This is a genomic window from Pelorhabdus rhamnosifermentans (assembly GCF_018835585.1).
In the GTDB taxonomy this organism is placed as follows: domain Bacteria; phylum Bacillota; class Negativicutes; order UMGS1260; family UMGS1260; genus Pelorhabdus; species Pelorhabdus rhamnosifermentans.
Genome location: NZ_JAHGVE010000005.1, coordinates 55,122 through 81,161 on the forward strand (window position 1 = coordinate 55,122; position 26,040 = coordinate 81,161).

The 26,040-nt window shown below is 39.1% G+C and carries 22 protein-coding genes, 1 tRNA gene and 1 riboswitch; of the genes, 7 read left to right on the forward strand and 16 right to left on the reverse strand.

Annotation, left to right across the window (positions count from 1 at the left end):
* Window position 1 precedes the first annotated feature (1 nt).
* Both Ga0466249_RS07565 and Ga0466249_RS07570 read right to left on the reverse strand, forming a co-directional pair.
* Window positions 2–2,848, reverse strand: a complete 2,847-nt coding sequence (locus tag Ga0466249_RS07565; RefSeq protein WP_215828851.1) for an SNF2-related protein — start codon at window positions 2,846–2,848, stop codon at window positions 2–4.
* Between the two features lie 24 nt (window positions 2,849–2,872).
* A complete protein-coding gene (locus tag Ga0466249_RS07570) occupies window positions 2,873–3,079 on the reverse strand; it encodes a helix-turn-helix domain-containing protein (protein ID WP_215828852.1) in 207 nt (68 codons plus the stop codon).
* A gap of 277 nt (window positions 3,080–3,356) precedes the next feature.
* Here Ga0466249_RS07570 and Ga0466249_RS07575 point away from each other — a divergent pair, with 277 nt between their 5' ends.
* Window positions 3,357–3,914, forward strand: a complete 558-nt coding sequence (locus Ga0466249_RS07575) for a recombinase family protein (RefSeq protein ID WP_215828853.1) — start codon at window positions 3,357–3,359, stop codon at window positions 3,912–3,914.
* A gap of 81 nt (window positions 3,915–3,995) precedes the next feature.
* On the opposite strand, the gene Ga0466249_RS07580 is transcribed toward Ga0466249_RS07575, so the two are convergent.
* From Ga0466249_RS07580 to Ga0466249_RS07600, 5 genes are all read right to left on the reverse strand, one after another.
* Window positions 3,996–4,823, reverse strand: coding sequence for a hypothetical protein (locus Ga0466249_RS07580; RefSeq protein WP_215828854.1), 828 nt, complete (start codon window positions 4,821–4,823; stop codon window positions 3,996–3,998).
* A 471-nt stretch (window positions 4,824–5,294) separates the two neighbouring features.
* Window positions 5,295–5,382: transfer RNA gene (locus Ga0466249_RS07585), tRNA-Ser, on the reverse strand.
* 15 nt (window positions 5,383–5,397) lie between these two features.
* Complete coding sequence (gene tadA, locus Ga0466249_RS07590; RefSeq protein ID WP_215828855.1) at window positions 5,398–5,853, reverse strand: tRNA adenosine(34) deaminase TadA; 456 nt, start codon at window positions 5,851–5,853, stop codon at window positions 5,398–5,400.
* Between the two features lie 311 nt (window positions 5,854–6,164).
* On the reverse strand, window positions 6,165–7,286 hold the full coding sequence (locus Ga0466249_RS07595; protein WP_215828856.1) for a DUF362 domain-containing protein: 1,122 nt from the start codon (window positions 7,284–7,286) through the stop codon (window positions 6,165–6,167).
* Window positions 7,287–7,469: 183 nt separating this feature from the next.
* The gene (locus Ga0466249_RS07600; RefSeq protein ID WP_215828857.1) at window positions 7,470–7,628 is read right to left on the reverse strand and encodes a hypothetical protein; all 159 of its coding nucleotides are present in this window, start codon (window positions 7,626–7,628) and stop codon (window positions 7,470–7,472) included.
* A 124-nt stretch (window positions 7,629–7,752) separates the two neighbouring features.
* On the opposite strand from Ga0466249_RS07600, the gene Ga0466249_RS07605 reads away from it, so the two are divergent.
* Window positions 7,753–8,631 (forward strand): LysR family transcriptional regulator, encoded by an 879-nt coding sequence (locus Ga0466249_RS07605; RefSeq protein WP_215828858.1) that lies wholly within the window; start codon window positions 7,753–7,755, stop codon window positions 8,629–8,631.
* Window positions 8,632–8,693: 62 nt separating this feature from the next.
* Here the strand turns inward: Ga0466249_RS07605 and Ga0466249_RS07610 are convergent, their stop codons facing one another.
* Window positions 8,694–9,293 (reverse strand): nitroreductase family protein, encoded by a 600-nt coding sequence (locus tag Ga0466249_RS07610; RefSeq protein ID WP_215828859.1) that lies wholly within the window; start codon window positions 9,291–9,293, stop codon window positions 8,694–8,696.
* Window positions 9,294–9,470: 177 nt separating this feature from the next.
* Here Ga0466249_RS07610 and Ga0466249_RS07615 point away from each other — a divergent pair, with 177 nt between their 5' ends.
* A complete protein-coding gene (locus Ga0466249_RS07615) occupies window positions 9,471–9,863 on the forward strand; it encodes a bacteriohemerythrin (RefSeq protein WP_215828860.1) in 393 nt (130 codons plus the stop codon).
* A gap of 90 nt (window positions 9,864–9,953) precedes the next feature.
* Here Ga0466249_RS07615 and Ga0466249_RS07620 read toward each other — a convergent pair whose 3' ends face one another.
* The 6 genes from Ga0466249_RS07620 to Ga0466249_RS07645 form a co-directional block, all read right to left on the reverse strand.
* Entirely contained in the window at window positions 9,954–11,915 is a 1,962-nt protein-coding gene (locus tag Ga0466249_RS07620) for a cellulose biosynthesis cyclic di-GMP-binding regulatory protein BcsB (protein ID WP_215828861.1), read from the reverse strand.
* Between the two features lie 25 nt (window positions 11,916–11,940).
* Window positions 11,941–12,675: a poly-beta-1,6-N-acetyl-D-glucosamine biosynthesis protein PgaD gene (pgaD, locus tag Ga0466249_RS07625; protein ID WP_215828862.1), complete on the reverse strand. Its 735-nt coding sequence runs from the start codon at window positions 12,673–12,675 to the stop codon at window positions 11,941–11,943.
* A 29-nt stretch (window positions 12,676–12,704) separates the two neighbouring features.
* A complete protein-coding gene (gene pgaC / locus Ga0466249_RS07630) occupies window positions 12,705–13,958 on the reverse strand; it encodes a poly-beta-1,6-N-acetyl-D-glucosamine synthase (protein WP_215828863.1) in 1,254 nt (417 codons plus the stop codon).
* Between the two features lie 20 nt (window positions 13,959–13,978).
* Window positions 13,979–15,889: a poly-beta-1,6-N-acetyl-D-glucosamine N-deacetylase PgaB gene (gene pgaB, locus Ga0466249_RS07635; RefSeq protein WP_215828864.1), complete on the reverse strand. Its 1,911-nt coding sequence runs from the start codon at window positions 15,887–15,889 to the stop codon at window positions 13,979–13,981.
* Window positions 15,890–15,900: 11 nt separating this feature from the next.
* Entirely contained in the window at window positions 15,901–18,108 is a 2,208-nt protein-coding gene (locus Ga0466249_RS07640; RefSeq protein WP_215828865.1) for a tetratricopeptide repeat protein, read from the reverse strand.
* Window positions 18,109–18,167: 59 nt separating this feature from the next.
* Window positions 18,168–18,250: riboswitch (cyclic di-GMP riboswitch) on the reverse strand.
* Between the two features lie 193 nt (window positions 18,251–18,443).
* Entirely contained in the window at window positions 18,444–19,388 is a 945-nt protein-coding gene (locus Ga0466249_RS07645) for an L-lactate dehydrogenase (RefSeq protein WP_215828866.1), read from the reverse strand.
* A 231-nt stretch (window positions 19,389–19,619) separates the two neighbouring features.
* Between Ga0466249_RS07645 and Ga0466249_RS07650 the strand changes: the two genes are divergently transcribed.
* Entirely contained in the window at window positions 19,620–20,414 is a 795-nt protein-coding gene (locus Ga0466249_RS07650) for an EFR1 family ferrodoxin (protein ID WP_215828867.1), read from the forward strand.
* Window positions 20,415–20,485: 71 nt separating this feature from the next.
* Here Ga0466249_RS07650 and Ga0466249_RS07655 read toward each other — a convergent pair whose 3' ends face one another.
* Window positions 20,486–21,055 (reverse strand): DJ-1/PfpI family protein, encoded by a 570-nt coding sequence (locus Ga0466249_RS07655; RefSeq protein WP_215828868.1) that lies wholly within the window; start codon window positions 21,053–21,055, stop codon window positions 20,486–20,488.
* Between the two features lie 389 nt (window positions 21,056–21,444).
* On the opposite strand from Ga0466249_RS07655, the gene Ga0466249_RS07660 reads away from it, so the two are divergent.
* Entirely contained in the window at window positions 21,445–22,380 is a 936-nt protein-coding gene (locus Ga0466249_RS07660; protein ID WP_215828869.1) for an AEC family transporter, read from the forward strand.
* A 115-nt stretch (window positions 22,381–22,495) separates the two neighbouring features.
* On the opposite strand, the gene Ga0466249_RS07665 is transcribed toward Ga0466249_RS07660, so the two are convergent.
* The gene (locus Ga0466249_RS07665; RefSeq protein ID WP_215828870.1) at window positions 22,496–24,166 is read right to left on the reverse strand and encodes a bifunctional diguanylate cyclase/phosphohydrolase; all 1,671 of its coding nucleotides are present in this window, start codon (window positions 24,164–24,166) and stop codon (window positions 22,496–22,498) included.
* Between the two features lie 391 nt (window positions 24,167–24,557).
* Here Ga0466249_RS07665 and Ga0466249_RS07670 point away from each other — a divergent pair, with 391 nt between their 5' ends.
* Together Ga0466249_RS07670 and Ga0466249_RS07675 are read left to right on the forward strand one after the other, a co-directional pair.
* A complete protein-coding gene (locus Ga0466249_RS07670; protein ID WP_215828871.1) occupies window positions 24,558–25,097 on the forward strand; it encodes a hypothetical protein in 540 nt (179 codons plus the stop codon).
* Complete coding sequence (locus tag Ga0466249_RS07675; protein WP_215828872.1) at window positions 25,082–25,846, forward strand: hypothetical protein; 765 nt, start codon at window positions 25,082–25,084, stop codon at window positions 25,844–25,846. The genes Ga0466249_RS07670 and Ga0466249_RS07675 overlap by 16 nt, the downstream gene beginning before the upstream one ends.
* Window positions 25,847–26,040 lie beyond the last annotated feature (194 nt).

Below are 26,040 nucleotides of genomic sequence, written 5' to 3' on the forward strand. Positions count from 1 at the left end.
CTTAGATTACTTGCCATTCAATAATAAACAGGTCATCAGATGTCGTTTGCCTAATCATTCTGCTGTCTAAATCAGCAATTAGCTTACGTCGTTTATTCCCAATTTCATCTTCACGGTCAGCAAGCTCATTACGTTTTTTCCTTTTAATCCGCTCTAATTCATCAATCTTTTTTGTTACAGCAATTTTCTCTTCCACAGTGCAAACACTTCTGGAAAGGCGCTCGTATTCGCGAATCTGACGTTTGACTGTATCAAGTTCATTTTCTAAACTATTAACTAAATCTTTCTCCCAACGGAAGATACGCTCTTCTTCTTCACGGAAAAATGACAAGTTGCGCGAATCTATGTCTTGCAACTTACCTACTTTGTGCTGTTCTGAGTTAGCGGTCAGCTTATTCGTTATCTCAACATCCAACTTTACGCTTCCTTTATCTATACCACCACAAAGCATCATCTTCTCGCATTCTTCTTGAGCTATACGTTTTCCATTCTTTGTATATGCAGTAAAAAGACAATACTGTTCTGTATCAAAAGCCGATACCTCCAAGGTTGAAAGCAGCATATACCCGTTCGCTTGTCGCAAGGCTTCAGGCAACGTAATATTCACAGCCGTTTCTTCCATACTAATTAGTATCTTCCCCTGTCCTAACGGAATATTTTTTGCTTGCGCTAATACATACTGAGCTAATGGATGTGATAGACGATAAAGAATACCATCCGAGGTATCACCAGAAAGCAACCTGTATTTCCCCTTTGGGCATCCATTAATGTTCGTATTCAGAATAAAAGAATGCGTTCTTTCATCATAGTCTGCTTTATTGCCAAGTATATACTTTGTCAATTCCCAAAAAATATGTTCATAACGATTGATAAATGCACTGGTTTGCTCTTTTGCCATTTTCAATCGTTCCTGAACTTCAATATCGAAGTTTACTATTACCTGGTCTTTTATCTCATTCAACCGTATATCAATTTCACCTTGCATCTCATGTTGCAATTTTTCAAAAGCAGTATTAATTTCTTGCTCTGTACGACATTCTTGATAGATAGCCCATATTCTTTTCTCAAAGTCAATTCCTTCTGTTTGTCCCAACACTTCATCGGAAGCACCAAACACATCACTAAATAAATGAAACTTGTCATTAAGCAAATTGAACACACGCATATCTGCATAATTACGCTGGTTAACGAAATTAACGACAACTACATCGCACTTCTGCCCATACCGATGACAACGCCCTATTCTTTGTTCAATTCGTTGCGGATTCCACGGCAAGTCATAATTAACAACCAATGAACAAAATTGCAAGTTAAGACCCTCCGCGGCGGCTTCTGTGGCAATCATAATCTCCGCTTCATTACGAAAGCAATCCACAAGAGCTGCCCTTCTGTCAGCATCCTTTATACCACTAACATTGCCATTATATGCATTTTTTTCTTTCCATTTATCATAAATGGCATTTGAATCCTTATCCGTATTGGCACCATTGAACAATACAATCCTGCCCAGATAGCCACTTTCTTCAAGGAACTCTTTTAAATAACTTTGAGTCCGTGTGGATTCGGTAAAAATCAACGCTTTTCGCTGCGCCCCAATAGATGGAAGCTGTTGAAAAGCATTTTTCAAAGCCTGAAGCAACGCTGTAGATTTAGAGTCATGCTTAATTTTCAAAGCTGTATTGATGAAACTTTCAATTGTTTTGATTTCATCGGCAAGCAGATGCTTGTCTATTTTATTGTCGCTCAACTCGTTACATTGCTGCGTATCTTCAAATTCTTCTTCATCTGCAACTAGTAGTTCAAATTCATCCTCATCCAACAACTCTTTAAGATTTAACTGCTGATTTTCTTCGTCTGCAAGCATTTTTATCAGACGATTTTTTACTGCTTGAAGAGTACCTATAATTGCATATGTTGAGGAAGCTAATATTTTTCTTATCACCATGGTCGTCAGCATTTTCTGTCTTGAAGGAACAGCATAAATATTATCTCTTCTTAAAAATTCGGAAAATCCATCATATAGTTCTTGTTCTAAATCTGTTGCATCAAACTTCTGAGTTAACGGAAGCCGCTTAGTATAGTTTATGTACTCGGTTACATCACGGCGAAGAGTCCTTTTATAGTAAGGAGCAAGTCTACGTTGTAAATCTGAGAAATTTTCTTCATGCACGTATTCTGCACGAAAAGATTTACTATCGCCAAAAATATTCTCATCAATAACACTTGTTAGTCCAAAAAGTTCCATGAGAGAATTTTGGAATGGAGTAGCGGTAAGAAGCAGTTTCTTCACTTGGCTCAAAGCATCGCGAATGGAATGTGCCGTCTTGCTGTTCTTCTTATATACATTGCGCAATTTGTGTGCTTCATCAATAACAGCCAAATCAAAACCAGTTAGCTTGATTTCATCTTTCTTACGAGCTGCAAAATTATAGGAACATATCACAATCTTATTTTGCAAAAACGGCTTTTTTCCCGCTCTATCGTACTCATTGCAATTTTTCATATCCAGTATTTCGTTATCAATACCAAACTTCTCCGCCAACTCAAAGCTCCATTGCTTACGAAGAGAAGCAGGACAAATTATGATTATCTTTTTGCGTCCCGTAGCCCAATATTGGCAAAGCACCAGTCCAGCTTCGATTGTTTTCCCCAAACCAACCTCATCAGCAAGAATAACACCTTTAGATAAGGGTGATTTAAACGCGAACAGTGCAGCCTCAATCTGATGAGGATTGATATCAACTGCTGCATTAAGCAGCGACTGCGACAAACTGTCTATATCTCCACCTATCGAACGTTGAGTCAGTACATTGGCGTAGTATTTAGCATGGTACTTCGTTATCATCATTTCACCTACAATCCAATGTTGAATTTAGTCTCCCCGCACAATTTCTACTATATCGCCTAATTCGCAATTAAGAGCAAGACACAGTTTTACCAATACTTCCAAGGACACGTATTCATTTTTATTCATCTTTGAAAATGTGCTGGCCCCAACTCCTGAAAGCTCACGTAATTCTGCTTTACTCATATCACGGTCAATGAGAAGCTTCCATAGTTTTTTATAGGTTATAGCCATTTTGCACCTCCCACGTTAGGTGGCATAAAATATCATCAATTATCATTATATACTTTAAAATTCGCGATTCCAATCATATTTTCGCGAAGTCATTTGGCATCATGTCTCTTCACGAATTATTTTCGAGAACTAATCATAAGCAAGAGACGGCTTTGCTGTGTTTATAAATGTTTACTTTTTTGAAGTTAATTTTTTTCTATTCAAAAACTCTACAATCCCCTTTTTTAAATATCCAAAAAGTAAATAGGGTATTATTGAATAGAAAGGGGATGATTCAATGCAAATTGGCTATATCAGAGTATCAAGCCTCGACCAAAATACCGACCGCCAGCATGAAATACTCAAACCATATACTCTTGAAAAAATCTTCGAAGAAAAAATCAGCGGCAAAGACAGAAACAGACCAGCACTTCAAGAAATGATGAAATTCTGTCGAGATGGAGATACCATTTATATAGAATCAATCAGCCGTCTTGCCCGCAATACCAAAGACTTTCTCAACATTGTAGAGGAGCTATCTGCAAAAGCAGTCGGCATCGTCTCAGCCAAAGAAAGCCTCGACACATCAACGCCTTCTGGAAAATTTATGTTGACCGTTTTTGCCGCTCTCTCTCAACTTGAGCGCGACACCATTAAACAACGCCAAAAGGAAGGAATTGAGGTAGCACGCAGTAAAGGCGTTCGCTTTGGTCGCCCACGTATTTCCGTTCCGCAAACTTTCAACCATAATGTAAGAGAATGGAAGGCTGGCAAGATAACGGCTACAGAAGCCATGAGAAGAATGTCTCTCAAACCAGGAACATTCTATCGTTTAGTAAAAGAAATGCAGGGGTAATACTGCCCCTGCATTTCTTTTACTAAAGTTTTTCTTCTCAGCTATCTTTTCTATGATTATCTCGAACCATATCTAATAATATTAATCATCATCAGGTAGCACACAAAGCACCGTATGAATAGCTATAAACAAACGAACTACATCAACAGGTTTCCAATTAGTTTCATCTCTACCATGTAATATTCTATGCCTATTTATTACATATGGACGTACTTCATCAAAATTTATCTTTTTATAAAGTTGCTCTATAAATTTCCATATGGACATCCAAATCACTCTAGTGATGCCATCTTCATTTTCAGCTTGGCTTTTGCACAATGATTTCATTTTTATATTTTGAGGATTATCAGATAATTTTGAAAGCAGACCTTCAACTACCGAAAGCAAGCTCGGAATCAATATTAAGCAATACCCATTCTGATATGCTTTTATACACTCTTCAATTAAGCCGTTCCACTGGTCTATGCTTTTACTTTCCTTGATATCTTTAAATATTAATTTGATGCGTTCATTGTCATTTTCTGTGTAAAAGTCATAAAAATACTCATCTAATTCTTCTAAGGTATATTTATCAACTACCTCTAATATTTCAAACGGAAAAAATTCCAGGGGCAATATCCATCCAGCATCTGCTAATTTATCACATGCTGCTACGACCTCTTCTAACGTTAGTCTATACCGTTCTGGCAAATCCTTTAAAGCTTCAATTAGTTCTGGAGTAATTACGGTTGATAATGCTTTGTTTATTTGTTCTGCAATTTGTCGCACTTTTTTCCCTAAAGTTTGAAAAGCCCTTGCTGTTTCTTGTATAGCCTCAACCCACTCGCCCTTTATCACTATCGGTTTATAATGTTTAGGTACAGCCTTGCTTTCTGTTAATTCTTTAGATTGTTTTTCATCACTATTCAATCAATCCACCTTCTATCAAAAAATTTTTAGGCTTCAAAAGCAAACTTATTTATATCAGCAACGCGATATTTATCTCTAAGTACAGAATATAATGCAATTGCTCCCTAATCGTATCCAAGGCTAGTGAAAAGTCTAATAATAACTTCATCTCCACCTTGTTACTAATCTAGCTAAACAATAGCGTATACTGTCATTTCTGTAATGTCAATTCTTGGTTGTCATGTGGTTTTCTTAACCCTTAACTGTAGTGACAACCCACTAATCACAGTTATTTTAAAAAGATAGACACCACGCTCTATAATCCAACTTTAGCGGTGATTAATCGCTTCTTTTTCATCATCATCTTATTCTTTTGTCCGTTTTTATTCATCATCATCGTATGTTTAATCATCTTGTGAAATCAAATTTTGTGGAGGATTTTGGTTATAAAAAAACTGGAGCTTTTTACCAAAGCTCCAGACCCTTTAAATATGGCGGAGAGGGTGGGATTCGAACCCACGGTCCCTTGCGGGACACTTGATTTCGAGTCAAGCACCTTCGACCACTCGGACACCTCTCCATGATATGAACTTGATTATTTACGACGTTGCCGAAAAAAATCTTTCATCAATGTACTGCACTCATCAGACCTTACACCTGCTGTAACAAACAATTGGTGATTTAATGATTTATGCTGCACAATATTAAATAATGATTCTACAGCACCTGCTTTATAGTCGGCACTACCATATACTAAACGGTCAATACGACTCATGACCAAGGCGCCCGCGCACATAGGACACGGTTCTATAGTAACATAAAGTGTTGCACCCGTCAAACGCCAGCAGCCTAATTTGGCACAAGCCTCACGTATGGCAATAACTTCAGCATGAGCTGTCGCATCATGCCATGTTTCACGACGATTATAAGCAGCAGCAATCATTTCATCCTGCATAATAATGACAGCACCAATCGGCACTTCACCGATTTCGCCAGCCTGCTTTGCTTGCTCTATTGCCAAACCCATATAAAAATCATCTTTATTTTCCATAGTAATTCCTCATACAAAATACGATGAGTCTCGACTAAACCACTGCCGTAGACTTATATCAGCTAGCAAGAACCCCTTACAAATCAAGCCTGCTTCTGATTACAAGACGAATAGAAGCATACTTTAATATTTTAACTCATAACAAAACAACACGCAACCCCAACCATCATGAAAATTCTTTCCAGCGTTTATCCTTCAGCCAACAAAAGTCGAATCAGGAAATGTCTCGCCAAAGTCAAGTTTAGTCATAAAAAAGTGCCTATCACCTGAAAAGGGATAGGCACTCGCAATAAATAAATCTTTATTACACCTTACATTTCAATTAACTCATAGTTTTTGGTACCAAGACCAATTTTTTCAGCATGATCTAAGCAGACTTTCCAATTGGTTTCCGGGTGGGTCGCACAAAAATGATCGTGCTCAGGATGATCAACAGCTTTTGTAAGCTGTTCGGCTAAATAACTGTTGGAAATAACCGGCGCCTTGTTGGCCAGATCAACACAAGCCATATCCAACGCAACGGGATCAAAAGATGCCAGCATACCTATATCAGGAATGATAGGAACATCATTTTCAGCGTGACAGTCGCAAAACGGTGCTACATCAACAATGAGACTAATGTGAAAATGCGGTCGATTATTTAGCACTGCCCAAGAATACTCGGCTATTTTTTTATTGACAATGTCATTCGACTCATCCCAAGCCGGAATAATGGCATTGACAGGACATACACCAATACAACGGCCGCAGCCGACACATTTCGTATGATCAATCGTAGCCTTCTTATCTGTCACAGTAATAGCACTTTGTGCACAAATCTTAATACAAGTCCCACAGCCGACACACACTTTTTTGCCTACGCGCGGCTTGCCTTCACTATGCATTTCCATTTTTCCAGCTCTAGAACCACAACCCATGCCAATATTTTTCAAGGCACCCCCGAAGCCAGTCAGTTCGTGGCCTTTAAAATGTGTCAAACTAATAACAATATCAGCATCCATCACGGCACGCCCAATTTTAGCTTCTTTTACATATTCTCCACAAGGCACAGGAACATAAGCCTCATCTGTTCCCTTTAAACCGTCACCAATAATAATCTGGCAACCTGTAGTAAATGGATTATAGCCATTTTCATAAGCGGCATCTAGGTGTTCTAATGCATCCTTACGTCGACCGACATACAAAGTGTTGCAGTCAGTAAGAAATACCTTACCACCCAATTCCTTGACTATATCTACAACTACTTTAGCGTAATTGGGTCTGAGATAAGCAAGATTACCGGGTTCACCAAAATGAATTTTAATGGCCGCTATTCTGTCCTTAAAATCAATCTGCTCAATCCCTGCCTTTTTAACCAGCCTATTTAACTTCTGTAGTAAATTCATACTGGAAGTTGTCCGTAAATTAGTAAAATAAACTTTTGATTTTTCCATAATAACCTCCTTCTACTCTTTTCATTGTAACTAAAATTCCCGACAGTCTTCGAATAATCCTGTTAATTATATTAAAATTACATGATGTTAATGAAAGATTTATACTGGTAAATAAAAATAAGACTGACACTTCATAAAACAAACGCTGTCAGTCTTTATCTATTCAACATAATGATATAATAATTAAAAAAACAGCAAGCATAACATCAATAAGATAACTGCATTACATTCGATTATCCGCTTAGCCCCATCTGACCATTGGCTATTGTTCACTGTCTTATTTATGACTTCTGCTTCAGCATTCTCTGACCATTTTTCTAAAGCATTACCCAAGTAACTCACCCCCGCCCTACTGCAATGTCGAATCTTATCTTTATATCTGCATTATACCCCTTTTCACTATAGATTAAAAATATTTAATAACTATGCTATAATAGTTTATAACTATACTAATGGCAGGTGTAATATGGAAATTCGACAGTTAGAATATTTCCAAATGGTCAGTCGCTTGCACAGTATCACCAAAGCCGCCCGTCACTTACATGTTTCACAGCCGTCTGTTACGGTCTCTATTCGAAAGCTTGAGGAAGAACTGGGTATTACACTATTTGATCGCAACCAGAAACAATTTACCTTAACAGCAGAAGGGCAGATTTATTTACAGCGCGTAGATGATATTCTGACCCGTTTGCATGACTCTATATTAGAAATGAAAGATTATCGAACTCTTCAACAGGGATCGATTCGCATTGGCATTACCCCAACGGTGGGTGCAGCCTTATTTCCTTACATCTTTACAAAATTTCAACAAGCCTATCCCCAGGTAAAAATGACAGTTGTCGAACAAGGTTCGTTAGCTGTTCGAAACCAACTAGAAAATGGAAACCTTGATGTGGGCATTCTGATTTTATCAAATATGCCACCTCGTTTAGAGACAGCATGTATTATGACAGGTCAAATTCTGGTTTGTTTGCCAACCAACCATTCGCTTGAAAAACAATCTACTATCTCCTTTTCGAAGTTGAGCAAAGAACGCTTTATTTTATTTAAAGAAGACACTTATAGTCGTCAACTCATTTTAGAACAATGCTTAAAACATCAATTTACCCCGCAAATTATCTTTTCTTCCAGTCAAATCGAAACTATTCTGGGTCTGGTGGAACAAGGAGCAGGCATATCTTTTCTCCTTGATACAATTGTTGAAAAAAAATTAAACATATTGAGCCGTCCATTGACTGAGCCACTGCTTATCCGCGCCGGCATCGCCTGGAACAGTGAAAGATATCTGTCAAACGCTTCAAAAGCTTTTATTGATTTCACCACAACATTTACTAAAAGCAAATAAGACCTTGCCAGATAAAAATCGGCAAAGTCTTATTTGCTTTTAGAACAAAACATATACCTAAATCATTTATAGATGCGGATGTGTTCCTTTAGCACTTGGAATTTTTTGGCCTCCGGTGCTGCTATTGGCTTACCGAAAGGCATTTGCGCAATTAATTTCCATTGTTCAGGAATATTCCAAGTTTCCTTAACTGCTTCATCAATAAGCGGATTATAATGTTGCAACGATACACCGAAACCTTCTAGTTCCAAAGCTGACCATACAACGAATTGGAGCATACCTGATGATTGATTAGACCATATAGGAAAGTTGTTTTTATAAAGAGGAAACTGTTTTTCAAGATTTTCCACGACAGCTGAATCCTCAAAAAAAAGAATCGATCCATAACCGCTGCGGAAAGAGTTCAGCTTTCCTTCTGTTGATGCAAAATTTTCAGCCGGAACTATTTTCCTTAGCTCATTATTTGTTGCTGTCCATAACTTATCATGTTGGTCTCCAAGCAGAACCACGACTCTAGCACTTTGAGAATTGAATGCTGATGGCGTATACTTCACTGCCTCTTCCACAATCTGTTGAATACGCTCATCTGAAACAACAAAACCTTTACTGATGCCATAAAAGGTTCTTCTATCCTTCACGGCACTAAAAAATGATTTATCCATAACACAATCCTCCTTACCTATATATATATTTCCTCTATTTTCCTTTATCATACTTGCTATATAGGAAAATGTCAACGTTTAGATAAATATTATTAAAAGATAGTTATTAACAAGAAGGATTTTATTGATTCATTTCGAATTAACCTTTTAATATAATATTGAAAGGAGCTATTTTTTATGATCTTATGGAAAGATGAATATGGCACGGGAATACAATCCATTGATGAACAGCATCAAAAGCTATTTGAAATAGCGAACAGAATATATACTCTGTTAAAAAATGATTTAATCACAGATAAGTATCATAGCATTGTCGAAATTATTAACGAATTACAGGATTATACTCATTATCATTTTCAAGCGGAAGAAAAGTATATGCAAAGTATTGGCTACGCAAAATTTCTATCGCAAAAAGTTGCTCACCATGATTTCTTAGAAAAAATGGATGAAATTGACCTGACTAAAATTGATGACGGCCAAAACCAGTACCTCATCGGCATATTGAATTTCGTAACAGATTGGCTTGTGGAGCATATTATCAAAGAAGACAAATTAATTGCGTCAAAATAATAAAGAAATGGCCGAAAAAAGTACGCGGGTTCGCATCACATAAAAGTGATATGAACCCGCTTACTTTTTTTCGATAAAAACATTTCATAGTCAATGTTTTCCCTTGCCACCGCAATGAATAAACCAACGAAAGGCGACAAATGCCACGATAATGAGAATTGCCAGGAACAGGAATCGATAATAGCTGCCAGCTAAATGATAGGCTTGTTCCAAAAGATTCCAAGGGATACTCAGAAAACGAGTAACACCTATTTTTTCAGGAATACTAGGTGACAAGGTAGACAAAAATATCGGCTTATCGCTATAAATGTATAAATTGCCTGTGGCAGTTAAATTCACCAATGACTTTGTCAAATAGTAAATGGCTTCCGACAATTTTTGGGGTGATTGAACACTTTGAAAAGCCAATAAGGGAATACCCTGATACTGTCCAATCTGACCTATGACAGCATCCGTCCCTGCCTGATAGGTAAATTGACTTGTCTGTCCGTTTCCCTGATAGACAGTCGCCGTTTGTCCTGCTTGAATGGGCAGTCCTTTTGTCAGTTCTGCTGGTAATGATTCACTTCCTACCAACACAAGATAATCGGCAGTCAATGATTTTTCATACTCTGATGTAAATCGAATTTCCGGCCAAGCAAATTCATGCGGTGGAAGCTGGCTATTCAAAAAACAAATAGCTTGAGCAGCCGCTTTGATTGCTTCAGTCGAAGGATTATCTTCCAAAAAAAGAATACCCGTTCGATTAAATACAAGTCCAGCACTGTCCCATGTCAAACGTTCGCCGACTAAAGAACGTATTCCTGTATAATAACTGGATGGAAGTATTTGAGCATTTTCCGCAGTTCCTCGTACATCACAGATATTTTCAGAATAGGATACTTTTACTGACAAGGCATTGCGGGCTTTAAGATTTAAATTATCAGGCAAATTAATATCTTTCGCGAGTACGCCGGAATCATCTAAAACAGAACTATGAATTAAATTACGATTAAAAAAGACATCTAACCGTGTTGGTTTCCCAGCCGTTGTAGATGGACTATAACGTCCTTCCAAATGAAGGCCTAAACTTTTCGGTATGGTAGTTAATTGTCCGGGATAGAGCGGAAAATCCATCACTATATTTGAAATACCTTCTTGAACTGTGCTATTGCCAAAATAGATGCGATCTTGCAACAAAGCAGAACCCTGACTGCTGCTCTGAATGGTCGACTGTGCAACAGGCAAAGCGGCATAGGCAGGCATAGTCAATAACTGGCGGGTAACTTGTAATAGTTCTGCACCACTGCTTGCTGTAACTATTAGTTTATCTGGAGCTGACAAATACAAATTTTCTACTGGTTTTTGCACATTTTGCGGCAAATGACTACGCTCCGCCACCAAAAGCTGTGGTGTGTTAGGCGGCAATCCCTGGGATTCACCAATGACGATCTTCATATTTTGGTAGGAGTAGGATTTTTGTAAGACACCAAATAACCAAATTGCGGCATTGACTTCCTCTTTACTAGGTGACTGAGGTAAAACAATTGCCAATCCTTGATATAGCCCGGCAAAAAAATCAGGAATCGTTTGAGGCGATGGTGGAATAACATTCATTGTCATATTCGATTGCTGACGTAACGTATAGAACAAATAGCCTTTACGATAGTCCGCACAAAGATCATCGCTCGCGAACATGCCCGTATGAATGGTTACATTAACACCCTGAGCAGTTACAGCACTCGCTGGTATAGGCAGTTGTATTTGAGAATTTTTTTTCAATTGACCAGCAGTAAGATTGACAGCTGTCTGATCATTTAAGGCAATCGAGAAAGTGCTGCCATCATTGAGATAAGGAGAAGGTTCCAGATATAGATTAATGTTGCTACCAGCCTGGAAACTGGCTTTAGGCAACGGAAAAAAGACTGAAGTAGCCGTATTAGAACCCTTGATAGTAAGATCCTGGGAATAGCCTAACACAGACAAAGGCACTGTATACGCGGCAGCTTCAATCGTTGCAAGCGGTAATGAAAATAGATAGATCAATAGTATAAACTTTGTAAGATTTCGCATAATAATCCCCCCTCAGCCGTATGCTCTAGTGTTTTTTCATTTGTACCGTAAAAACGGGTCCTTCTGGAAGTGGATTAACGAGAGCAATTTTAGCCTGTTGCGCCGCTTGTACTTCCTGTACGGAAATATGAAAATGCACGGCAACCTCAGCATCCCGGACAGGCGGACGAAATTTACGGCGATCCAGTCCGCCATAATGATGAATATTCCACTTTGCCCAGCCGAATAGTATTAAAAAAATGAAGACACTAAAAATACCGGCATAAAATAGCATATGTAATGTGCCATAAATAGCCTCTGCGGAAAAAGCAAACCACCACAACCATTGACCTGTGACCAACCAGAGTAAGGTTGTAAACAACGGCTGAAAAAAATAAAGAAAAATGGACCAAGCTGATAAAGAAAGAAAAAATTCCAGCGAATATTGAGCAAAGCCCTTCAATCTCGGTCGGTTGATTAATAAGCTACTACTAGGGGAGATAATAGAATTTAGACGGATGCGTGGTAAGTGGAAAACTGGCACAGAACGCATCAGGGCTTGCATGATTCGAGCAAATTCCCACAGAATAACTAATAAATAGCTAGCTATTGTCATCCCAGCAACCCAAGGCAGCCAATAGCGATCTAAATGACTGAAATCAGCAGTAAGAATATAGAAAGCTACAGCTACAAACCCCACGCCCAATAGCAGCTTGATTTTAAAAGCACTGCCAGAAGAACGTCGCCGACGTCTGGTTGAAACAGACATTTCCCTCGTCAAAGATATTCATCTCCCAAAATAAAGACAGTTTATAAATGCTGTTGCATCCCTCTGTCAGGACTCACCCATGTTGCATGCCCCCCCATTTTGCGGGTGAGAGCCTTAGGCGTAGCCCATACAGTACATAATGCCGTAATCAGCCAGTAGGCCACAGGGTACCAAATGACCCAGAAAATACATCGGAACAATCCTTTTTCATAATAACTATCAATAAATAAGGATACACCAAATTGCAACAAACAAATGAAAACAAGCAAAGATCCCTTCCAATCCGGCAAAAACCGGAAATGACTGTCAGGTATTGGGAAAACCAAACCAACTAGCCAAAGAACAAACAAACCAATATAAGCATAGGCCCACACAACGGAAAATACATACTCCATATAGACCGGCCACAGGCGCCGCTGGCGCCAGTCAGTCCAGATACCGACATGACGACGGATAACCTCGCCGCCACCCTGAGCCCAGCGCACCCGCTGATTCCAAATGCCTTTTAAAGATTCAGGCACCAAAATCCAACACAAGGCCTTCGGTTCATAACGAATATCCCAGAACTTTTTTTCTAGCTTCCACGTAATATTGATATCATCTGTAATCATGTCAAAATCCCATAATCCCACATCATAAAGAGCCGGTTTGCTAAAAGCCACAATAACCCCTGATACAGTCAGTACCTTACCTAGTAATCGCTGCGTGCGTTTAATCATACCAATAATAGAAGAATATTCGCCCACCTGAATTTTTGCTAATAAAGAAGTACGATTCCGTACCCGTGGATTGCCTGTTACAGCTCCTACTCGCGGTCCTGTAACAAAATGGCTTACTAGCCAGGTCATAGCATCAACATCTACATAGGCATCGGCATCGATTGTCATTACAATCTCACCAATACTAGCTAGCGTTCCATAGTGCAAAGCAGAAGGTTTCCCCCTGTTTTTCTCCAGAATAAATACCCGAAGCTTATCATATTTTACAGCCAGTTCGCGAAGAATACGGGGCGTATCATCTTTACTGCCATCATCCACGACTAACACTTCAAAGTTCGGATAATCGGACTGCATAATGCTCTCAATTGTACTGGCGATAGCTTCTTGCTCATTATGAGCAGGAACAATAACAGATACCATGGGATAACGAGTTAGCTTAGGCGCTTTGGTGCCTAAACGCCTTTCGCGACGATAAAAGAAAAAAAGTGCGCCAACAATCCATACTATACTCATTGCTAAAGGATAATAAAACACAAATTCTTCCGTTAAATCAATAAATCGGGCTAATAATTCCATGAATTATTCCTTTCTCCACATTACTCTTCGCCAAAAATATTTTCCGGATAATAAGCAAAATGAAGCGCCCCTTGGTCTCGTAAAGCAGCTTGCTGTTGCCGCAGTTCGGTGGCACTTAACCACTTGTTCGTGTTCCAATCATAGGTCTGTAATTTAAAAACAACCTTCTTCACATTGGCTTTATCAGACAAGGCCTTACTTGCCAAATCTTTCAACCAAGCGATGGGCCGATCATACTGTTTTTCCAAATAAGGATAAGCCATAACGACTGTATAGTCATAGTGCCGTAAATAGTCTTGATAGTTTTGGGCAAACCACTCCTGTGAAGAAGATTCGGTAATCAAACTGGGATAAAGATTGCGCGCTGTTTTTAGGGAAGGATGATATTGTTTAGCTGTCTTGATCAGTTGAAGCGTCAGATTGGTCAGAGCATCTGTTTTCATATGCATCCACTGACTGCAAAGCTCCTTATCTTTTAGTGTCTCAGGCGTTAACTCTCGTCCTGTAACTTCAAGGAAAGCCTTTTTAGCAGCTGGTGAATAATCTTCAAAATCATTTAAATACATATCATCTTGAAACAAAATTCCATCAAGATTGCTATAGGCCATGAGATCGCCAACCAACTCGGACAGAGCCTGAGAAATCAGTGGACTAAACGGTGTAACTCGCTTGTACCAGCCTAAATTTTTTGCCGGTTCAGCCACTACCGCGGCTTCAGGATGTTCTTTCAAGAGCCATTGATTGCTAAGTGTCGGCAGCCAGGCATAAACGCGAAATCCTGCATCACCTAGACGACTGGCTACATGACCGAATACGTCAGCTTTAACCGGTGCTTTATCGGTATGAAAATACACACTTTCAATATTGCCCTTACCATCTGGATCACTAAAGGTTTGAAGAAAAACTACATTAATTTTAGAATCACCAAATCGGTTAATGGCCTGATTCAAGTTTTGCTCCATCTGTACCGAATCCGCATCATAAATCATATCAATATCTAGCTGTGCAGCATTGACAATAAATGACGCTCCAGCATTTTGCAAAATTTTAGCAAAGTCATTGACAGACGGATTATTCATGACAATGACTCGCTTGGCATTTAATAAGGAATTAGTCCCAGGTAACTTGTTCAATCCATCACCTAAACCGAAAAATGCTTCAAATCCTTCTTGCTGCCCGATCTCGCGGGCAAACTGGTTATAACAGCCAAACGGCCATACTAAGGCTTTCACTTTATGCCCCAGATACTTAACAAAAGCCACTTGACTCTGATGGAAATCACTACTCACTCGTTCCTTAAACTCCATGATTGTTTCATAACTGCCATTTCGGTAGCTAAAGGATTCCAGCATCTGATTGGAATCACCATAAGCATTAATTGTTTGATACCGGTGTGAATCCTGTGAATGAGAAGCAAGAGCTACGAGGCCTGATTGATCCATTTCCCTCAGCTGATCCCATGTTACGATCGGGCCTAACTCCGCATTGGTATAGCCGTCCGGCCAACTAGTAACAATCGCCATCATGGCCGGATAGTTATATTTTTTCAGTAATGGAAAGATCTCGGTATACAAAGATCGATAACCATCATCGAATGAAAGCAATACCGGCTTATCTGGCAGCCCCTCTTCTCCTTTGCTCGCAGCAATATACTGTTCAAGCGAGATGGGATGATAACCTTGAGCCTGTAAATAAGCAAAATGGCTGTCTAAATTTTCGGGAGTCATAGCATACTCCGTTTTTAATTTACCTACATCGTGATAACAAAGAATGACGACTTTAGAAGAAGCTTTACCAGATAAGCTCTGACTTTCATCTTCTGCCAATAACGTCATCGCATAGCCGTTTTGCAATGAAAGACCACTTAACGCTGCCAAACCAATCCCTACTCCCCGAAGAAAACAGCGCCGTGTCACCATTTTTTCTTTCATAAAGACCCTCCTTACCAAACAAGGCGATAATTCATATCATAACTCCGGTGGTCAAACCAAAAACCACCACCATCATGAACAGTCCGCAATCCATATTCAACACCGAACGTAAGCCAGGCTCTTTGTGCCAAACGATAACCGTATTCTAACCGATCATAAGGTGAAAAAGAAAAATTTTCGGGATGATCACGAGACCATTCAAAATTCAACGTATTCTCCCAATAACCATTCGGAATCGTCCAGTGCTGCCGCCAGGAAACGCCATAATTTTCCCGCAAAGCCGGACTCTCATAAGGCGTCACCTGGTCATTGATTATCTGTTGTTTAAAACGATTGCGGCTAAAATATACCGCCATACTACGAGCCGTATCCTCTTGATCATAATAGGTATGTTCCCATTCACCGTCATAACCAAATGTCTGGTTGCCATCATTATAAGTAGAACGAGTAAGTCCAAACAAATAAGAATCCGTTTTACCCAATGATTTATTATATTCCACCCGCTGGCTGGTCTGAAAAACACCCGCCGCAATCGCTGTCCCTTCATCGACAGGCAACCGATCTAATTTCAATGATAAATTGGCTTGATCACCAAAATAGTGAGTATAGGCGGCATGATAGCCATTGGCATGAATATCGCCACTATAATGATACACCGCAGCTTCTAGCGCCTGACCCACATCTTGATAACGAAACCCAGGCGACAGGGTTTTATAATGAGTATCGGCACCGAAATCAGCAATTTTTTTAGTGTCTGCACCGATCGTAAAAAGCAGCCGATCCGTCAGCCTCTGCTCACCACTCATGCCAAAATCTTTGATGTCGTTTCCCTTATAATCTTTTTGGACGCTCGTACTCATCATTCCTTGGCCTTGAGGACGCTCGGCAAACTTTTCCACCGCCTGACCCACAATTGGCTTCCTAATGGATTGATTAGCTAACTGTCCTACCCCTTGGCGTGCCAATTGATAGTCACCAGCCTCTAAACTGTTCACAGCAAGCCCTGCACCTGCATTTGGCTGACTATTGGGCATTTTAGCTAGAGCGGCGTATTCTTCTGCTGCCTCACGAGGCATTCCCTTACTCGCAAGTAAACCAGCAAATTGTTGCCTGTACATACGGTTATCAGGAAATTTATGAATAACAAGCTGGAATAAAACCTTAGCTGTCCAGTAGCGCCCTTTTTCCATAAACGCCGCCGCATCGCCGGCAGCGACAGGTGCAAACCCTGGATATTTTGTTAGCAAATTGTCGTACAAGACTTTTCCCTCGGCAACCTGCCCATCCAGCATGGTAGCAAAAGCTAAACCACCTTGGACATCCTTTCGATTCACATCGTCCTGCTGACGTTCCAGAAGACTACGATAAAGGGTAATGGCTGACTTGGACTGGCCACTACGCAAATAGGAATCAGCCAAAGCTTGAATACCGTAAACAGGAATGGAATCTGTTTTAGGCCACAAGCGGCGTCCTTCTTTAATAGCTGTCGTATAATCACCATTTAACCGCAAAGCAAAAATATAGTCGGCCTGCATAAACGGCGTAGCTGAACCATTGTCAATTGCTGGTTTCAAACAGGTAATTCCTTTACCATAGTCACCATTTTGTATGTATAACGCAGCAACCTGCGCCCCAACTTGATTTTTCACCTTACTGTCTACTGCCAAATCCATGGCCCGTTCCAAATCGGCAGTACCTGCCTCAATATCACCCGCTAATAAATACATATTTCCGCGGCTAAGATAAACATCTGCATCTTGCGGATGTTCTGCCAAAATCTGTAAATAAAGGTCATCCGCTGCTGTCCTATCGCCTAAACGCATCAGGCTTTCAGCTTCCCAACGCTTAGCTTGACTATTACCTGTCTTAGCTACATCATGATACAACTGCGCAGCCATTTTAAAATGCTCCAACCGATAATAAGAACCAGCCACACTTAATCGAACATATTCCGGCCAATTCTCACCCGGATTTTTTTCAAATAAGGTAGTAGCCTGTTCATGCCTGCCAGCCCACCCCAGTACAACAATTTCATCCCAAAGGGCAACAGGAAGTCCCTGACTAGATAATCGCGTTAATTGTTCTAACGCTTCATCGTAACGTCCTGTCCGGGCTATAGCTACACTGTCCTCTTCCTGGCTGCGCAAGTCCCGCTCAGCTGCTTGTACACAAGTATTCATAAATGAAATTGAGAATATCAGCAATAACATACGCCACATGAAATAAACTCCTCTCAAAAAAAAATAGCCAAATGCAAAAAAATTCATAGAATTTTTTATTTTGCAACTTGGCTGTCATAGAAATATCGTTAGACCCAGAGTTTTGCGTCCTTGGCTTTCGCGAAGTTTGCCCTCAAATATTCACTTTTTTCTATTATCTTTTACATAACATTACTTATTTTAGTTTCTAATAAATATTATACACCATGATACATCAATCTACATTATACTATCTTTACAATATCATTATTTTTTTATTAATTCCATTAAAGTCCATAATTCCCAACTGAAAGTCCCAAGTTTGAATGAATTTTAAAGTTGAAAATATCCTCTCCCTACAAAGTATCTAGCATTTTTATATAATTCTTTACAACTTTGCAAGAATCATCAAAATGTTGTTTTTCTTGTTCTTCAAGGTTTAATTCAATAATTTGTTCAATGCCTTGGCGTCCAATCACTGCGGGAACGCCAACAGCAAGATCATACAAACCATATTCACCGGCTAAAATAACAGATAGAGGAATGACTTGCTCATCATCATTAAAAATCGAACGAACTAGATAGGCCAAAGCAATTCCAATACCAAAAGATGTTGACCCTTTCAAGGAAAAAATAGTCGGACCCGCACTAACAACCTCATGATAAATTTTTTCCAAATCGACTTGTTTCCTCAGTTTGTCATTCTCGACAAGCAATTGCAGTAAAGGTTTTCCCCCAACTGTTACATGCGACCAGACAATCACTTGGGAATCACCATGCTCTCCCATACATAGACCATGGATGCTCACAGGTGCAACATTGAGATACCGAGCCAGAATCGTTTTTAGTCTGGCACTGTCTAACGAAGTTCCTGTACCAATAATCTGTTGCCGTGGCAAACCGGATTTTTTCCAGATCAAATAAGTAACAATATCTACAGGATTCGCGGCAACTAGAAAAATACCGTTAAATCCATTCTCCATCACTTGACTTACCACATTCTGCGTAATCTTGACAGCAGATGAGAAAAACTCCAGCCTTGATTTCGTCCCTGCCGGCGTTTTAGCCGCTGCCGTCATAACGATAATATCAGCATCCCGGCAATCTTTGTAGGTACCTAATCGGACTTTGCTACGACTATTCGAAAATCCCATGCAATGCGATAAATCCATCACTTCCCCACGTGTACGCTCCTCATTAATGTCAATCAGACATATTTCGTTACATACACCTTGGTTAATCATTGAAAAAGCGCAGCTTGTTCCAATCGTTCCTGCTCCGATAATAACAACCTTTCCCATGGTACCTCATCCTCCAGTCAAAGATTTTACAAATTTTACTTCTCTATCTTTCAACCTATTTCCTCCAAACATAGCAATTGAAGCAGGAATCCCTACTTTAAAAATCAAATAATGTTATCAACTAAACCAATTAGAAAAAGTAAACAAATAGCATCCTAACCATCAAGTATTACATCAACCCTTTCCAACAAAAAATAAATTGTTTAATAAATAGAAAGCAGGGGTCATCAAATGGAACTGACCATGTATTATTATTCAGCTACAGGAAACTCTCTTCATGTAACCAAAACGATAGCCACCATGATAGACGGAAGCAAGCTGACAGCCATACCGGCATTAAACCGCGAGACAACTGTAACGCCAAGAACACAGAACATAGGACTCATTTTTCCCATGCATTATTTCGGATTACCCCCTATGCTCGAAGAATTTGTTAATAAATTAGACTTAACATCTGTAGACTATATTTTTGCCATTGTTACTTGCGGCGATCATCATTTTGGCAGTTGTCTCCATGAATTGGGAAAAATACTACTGAAAAAAGATAAAAAATTAGCTGCCGGTTTTTATGTTGATATGATATCCAGTTACGTACCACTATTTCCACTTCCTTCGCTAGAGAGGAGACAAAAGCTCTTAGCGAAAGCAGATAAGACCATTCAAAAAATTGCTGCTGTCCTTTCGAAGCAAGAACAGGCTATTGCCACCGAATATTTTTGGTTTCCTTGTTCCAAAATAAATCAGTATTGGAAAAAACGACTATTACCGAAGACGGACCGCAAATTTTCTGTTGCCGACACTTGCACAGCTTGCGGCTGCTGCGAAAAAGTCTGCCCTGCTTCGAATATTCGTTTAGTCGGAGGTAAGCCCATTTGGCGGCACCATTGTCAAGAATGTTTAGCTTGTTTCCATTTTTGTCCTGAGCAAAGTATTGAATTTGGATCGCGAACTCGTGGCAGAGAAAGATACCATCATCCAGAAATTACTGCAACAGATATTATTAAATCAAAATCAGACCCTCAATAAGCTCAGTATCCATGAATTTCACCAAAAAACCCTGTTTTCCAAATAGGAAGACAGGGTTCATCTTATATCGCTTAAATACTAATTTTAGCTCCCAACAAATCTACAAAGGCCCTTAACCAGCCAGGATGATCGGGCCAGGCTTGCGCTGTTACTAAATTACCACTTACGACTACATGCTCATCCTTCCATTCGGCTCCAGCTAGTCTACACTCAGCAGCGCAAGCTGGGTAGGAAGTAACGGTTTTTCCTGCCAGAACTTTCGCTGGAGCCAAAAGCTGCGAACCATGACAAATAGCAGCAACGGGTTTCCCGGCAGCAAAGAAATTCTGCACTAATTTTACTGCTTCATCATACATGCGAATATACTCAGGTGCACGTCCGCCAGGAACAACTAGGCCAACATAATTAGCTTCTTTGGCATCTTTCGCAGCAATATCTACGGTAATCCGATGCCCCGTCAGTTCTACATAGGTGTCTAGTCCAATAAAATCGTGTGAAACAAGCTGAATCGTATCTCCTGCATTTTTGTTCGGCACAACAACATCTACTTGGTATCCAAGCATTTGAAGCGCCTGTTGCGGAACTTTAACCTCATAATCTTCGGCACAATCTCCAGTAAGCAAAAGAATTTTCTTTGCCATTTGTGATAACCTCCTCGATATGATGATAGATAATCGTTCTATATTTGTTAGAAGTTTCCTGCAGGATCATATCTTAAAATTCAAAAGGAAAATCTTTAATAAAATCAATAAAAGCTTGCGAAGCAATGGATATGTATCGATGATTATTCCAGGCTAGTCCGGCTTGTATATGAAGAACATTACTCTCATTTCTTTTTCAAGCTTTTGTATAGCAGAAAATAATATTTATTATAACATCTATTTTAGATATTTTATATTTATAACCATGCGAGTTATAATAAAACAGTAAGTTTCAATAGTTATTTGCACATTACAAACTAATAGCTAGCCTTTATTATCAATAAGTCACAATAAAAGATTGATTCGGATCATAGGAAGTGAAAATAAATATGGTTTTCTTTCATGCACTGGAAGGTATATTCAGTATTATTATTATCGTTATGGTAGGATATTTTCTTACAATGAAACGGTGGTTTAACGAAGAGAATTCAAAATTTATTCCCAAGCTGGTAAATTACGTAGCACTACCAACCTATATGTTATGGAATCTAACAAGCACTTTTGACAAAGAAAAACTACTATCCCTGCTCTATGGATTAGCTGTCCCTTTTTCTTCAATGATGCTATGTTGCATGATTGGCTTCGCTATCGCTAAAATATTAAAAATACCTGCGCAACGCAAAGGTGTTTTCTGTACGGTATTTTTTTGTTCCAATACCGTTTTTATTGGACTTCCCGTCAATTTGGCTTTATTTGGCGATAGCAGTACTCCCTATGTAATGTTATACTTTTTTATCAATACCCTCTTTTTTTGGACAATCGGAAATTACTGGATTGGAAAGGATGGCAATATTTCCGATGTGAAATTTATCAGTCTCAGCACGCTGCAACATATTTTTTCCCCGCCCTTTTTAGGGTTATTATTTGCCTTAACAATCGTTTTGTTAGGAATTCCGCTGCCGGATTTTATAATAAATACCACAAAATATCTCGGCAATATGACAACACCTCTTTCACTAATTTTTATCGGCATTGTCATCTATGGGGTCAAAATGAAAGATATTCGTTTTGATAAAGAAGTCATTGCTATTTTAATTGGAAGATTTATTGTATCTCCCTTATCCGTTTTGTTTGTTGCTTCTTTTATTCCGCTCCCCCTATTGATGAAAAAAGTATTTGTCATTCAAGCGGCTCTACCGGCCATGACTCAAGTAACGATTATTGCCAAGGTGCATGAGGCGGACACAAAATATGCCGCCACGCTTACAGCCATCACGACACTTGCCTCAGCCATAGTCATTCCCATTTATATGCTCTCATTATGACATGACAATATTCCGATGAATCACAAAAGCTTCAAGAGTTCACTACTCTTGAAGCTTTTGTTAACCACTGCCATTCCATTGTACTTAATTAAATCGATTCAATGGGTACACCCGCTCAATTGCATTTACGTAATGGGTTGTCTCTACAGTAAAAATCTTTATTGACTCTGGTAAATATCTTAACTAACTCAGGATCAAATTGAGTTCCTGCACACCTCACAAGCTCCTTTATTGCATCTTCATGGCCTAAGGATTTACGATAAGGACGGTCACTTGTCATAGCATCATAGGAATCAGCTATGGCTACAATACGACATTCGATGGGAATTTGTTCCCCTTTGATTTCTAAAGGATACCCTTCACCGTTCCACCACTCATGATGCTTTAATATCCAATCTGCAATAGGCATCAGTTCGGTTGATGTCTGAGCAATCCGGTAACCAATCTCACAGTGGCGCTGGATTTGTTCTCGCTCATCTTGGTCCAAAGGCCCTGGCTTATGCAGAATACGGTCCGAAATACCGATTTTCCCTACATCATGGAATTCAGCGAATAATTGAATATCAGCCAGCTTTGACTCTGGCAGGCCTGCCGCTATGGCAAAGCATGCTATGATGTTTTTCAACCTATCGCCATGAACTCCCGTATCATAATCTCGCGCCAATAACATTTTTTTGACAGTTTGTATGATAGAACCTTCCGTTCCGGCCTGATGGTACAATTTTTCCCGATACATTTTATCATCGGCTTCACGCAACAACTTGCGTAGGGATTTATCGACACCAGCAGAATAGGCATAGCCTGACGACATCTGCAGAGGAATGACAGACTCAGAATTTTTCGCATTTTCAGTCTGAATATTATCGCGAATGCACTTATATAAATCCTCCATATCATCCATAGAAATTCCTTTCACAATAATGGCAAATTCATCGCCGCCGATTCTTGCAATAATGTCCTCCACTCGAAATGACGCTTGAAGAACTTTCGCGGTACGAACCAACATGGAGTCGCCTTGTTCGTGGCCAAAAGTATCATTAACAAATTTTAATCCATCTATATCTACTGCAAACACGCCAAATTCACAGGCTATTTTGCCTTCTAAATCTGTAATCAATTTTTCAAAATACGTCCGATTATAAAGGCCTGTCATGGCATCGTGGTAACTTAAATACAGTAAATTTTCCTGTACTTGTCGGCTTTTTTCCAAATATTTCTTTGCTTGTTCATGTTCCTTTCGATAATAATTCAAAATTACAACATATACTACAACATTCGCTATAATGATAGTTACCAGCCCAATGAGAATGTCAATATATCTTTCGGCCTTACTAGAATAGCCAATGATAATAAATGGGTATTTATATTCCAAATAAACAAGACTACAAGATATAATGATAAAAAGGCTAATGAAGGCAACTCTTTTAATACCTGAGAGTACAGTCGCTCCCATCAATGAAAACAATATAATATAGAATGGAATACTTCCTGAAATTCCTCCATTAAAAATCCATGCCGCAGGTATAATAATAAAGGATGAAATAATTAACGTCGAAATACAAAACCTATATTGTTTCTTTACAACAGAAAGATAGTGAAGACCGGACAGGACTGCACCGCTGATGAGACAAGTGAGCACTAATAATAAATCTAATCCAAGCAGATAATTGGTAATGGCACTCCATATAGCGATAATAACACCAAAAAATAATACGATGTTAAGAATCCGATGCTCCCTTGAAAATTGCGACTCTTCTCCAATTAACTTATGCAGTGGAATACCCATTTACTAACACCATCCCTAACTAGTGACAAAAAGTTACTTGAAAGATCATTACTTAACACACTGTCATTTGAGTTCTCTACGATAGAGTTTATTCAACCTCATAATAATGTTCCCCTGCATGAGGCCTAAACCAAAAACTTCCTTAAAATAAATAACTGTTTCCCAATAAGCATGTGGGATTTTCCTTCTCCATAGAAAAAATGAGAACATCCTGAGAAAGTTCCGCTCGGAATTTTCTCAGGATGTTCTTTACAAATTAGGCCCTAAGAAAAACAAATGCAGGATTTCAGAACATCTACGCGAATTCACCTAAGAAAATGCACTAAGCTTGTACTTTCTGTTAAAGGAGTAGATCTCTATAAAAACTATTGCCGTTGATCTTGATGATACATTGAATAACTTCTCTGATACGCTGCAAAATACTATCTTTTGCTATAATGACTCTTATGGTCTGCCCAAAGAAAGATTCGACAAATACCTCCTCGATATAAGACATAATGTTATCCCTGAAAGCACGCTACTAACAACCGAATTTTCTTATTTGCGTTACCGTATCCATGAACAGTGCCACCAACTGGCTACTGCCAAACCAGATGGTATCCAATTTATGCAATGGCTAAAAGAAAATAACTGGAAAATTGTTATTTGTACCCATCGGGATTTACGAATGTCCAGTGCTTACACCGAAAAATGGTTAAAAGCCAATGAGATTCCTTATGATTATTTATTCACAGCCTTAAATAAAATCGTTTTTTGCAACCTATGGGAAATACCTCATTTAATTGATGATGCAGATTTTAACATCTTGTATGGCGAACAATATGGGGTTAATGTCTACTATCCCATCATGGAAAAACATACATCCATTCCTCAAAACGCTGCTAAAGGATTTTATACCTTCGATGAGGTGAAACAGTGGATACAAGAGTAGCATTATTAAAAAATTTTTATAGTACCATGCAAACAAATAAACTAAAGTTAGAACTAATGAGTCATGGTTTTCCATTTTTAGATAAACTGATATCGGAAGGTATCACCCTGGAATACGGTGAATTGGCAACGAATTTAGTCCATAAATACCGTCTCCTCAATGTCCCCCAACATCGCATGAATCAACTTTTGCAGGGGCATGTAAACAAAATCCATAATATTTGCCTGTATTTTAATGAACTTGCCAACAATACTTTTTGCTTCAATTTAGATAATAATTGCAAGATTAACAACATGGCCCTCATCCCGGAAATGAAGCCCACCGTAACCCTCCTGAAGCAGCATTTGCAGAAATATGCTATAGAACCGCTGGTTATTGAGAGCGGACGAGGATATCATCTCTGGTGCCGCTTAGATCAAGCAGTAGACAATCAGCAGCTATTCGATTTTCTGCTCCGAATTTCAGCAAAAGCCATGGCTTCCTTAAGCGAACATGGCTATGATTACAACCGGGTTAAATTTAATATATATCCCCACCCTAAAACTATCAATATTGCCTCACTGCGCTTATTTGGATCAGAGCATGTAAAAAAGAAAGTTTTCAGCTATGTTCATCTTGATCATTGTGTCCTAGATGAAGTGCAATCCTGGGAATACTTTTCACAATATCTAACTAGCAAAACAATTTCCAAACACCAATTCCTTGAAGCCCATGCCGACCTGCTGGCCACTATTCCCCCGGGCAACTGAATTTCATAAATATCCTCAATTCCACTAATACAAAGAGAGCCTGATGAATCAAATCATCGGGCTCAAGTATAACACTACAGTCTTTGCATTGTTAGTGCAGAAAAAGAATATACTTCTCGCCAATAGGTAAGAAATAACATTTTTTCTAATTTTATTATCATTAGATATCTAATCACCATTAATTACAGGAAATA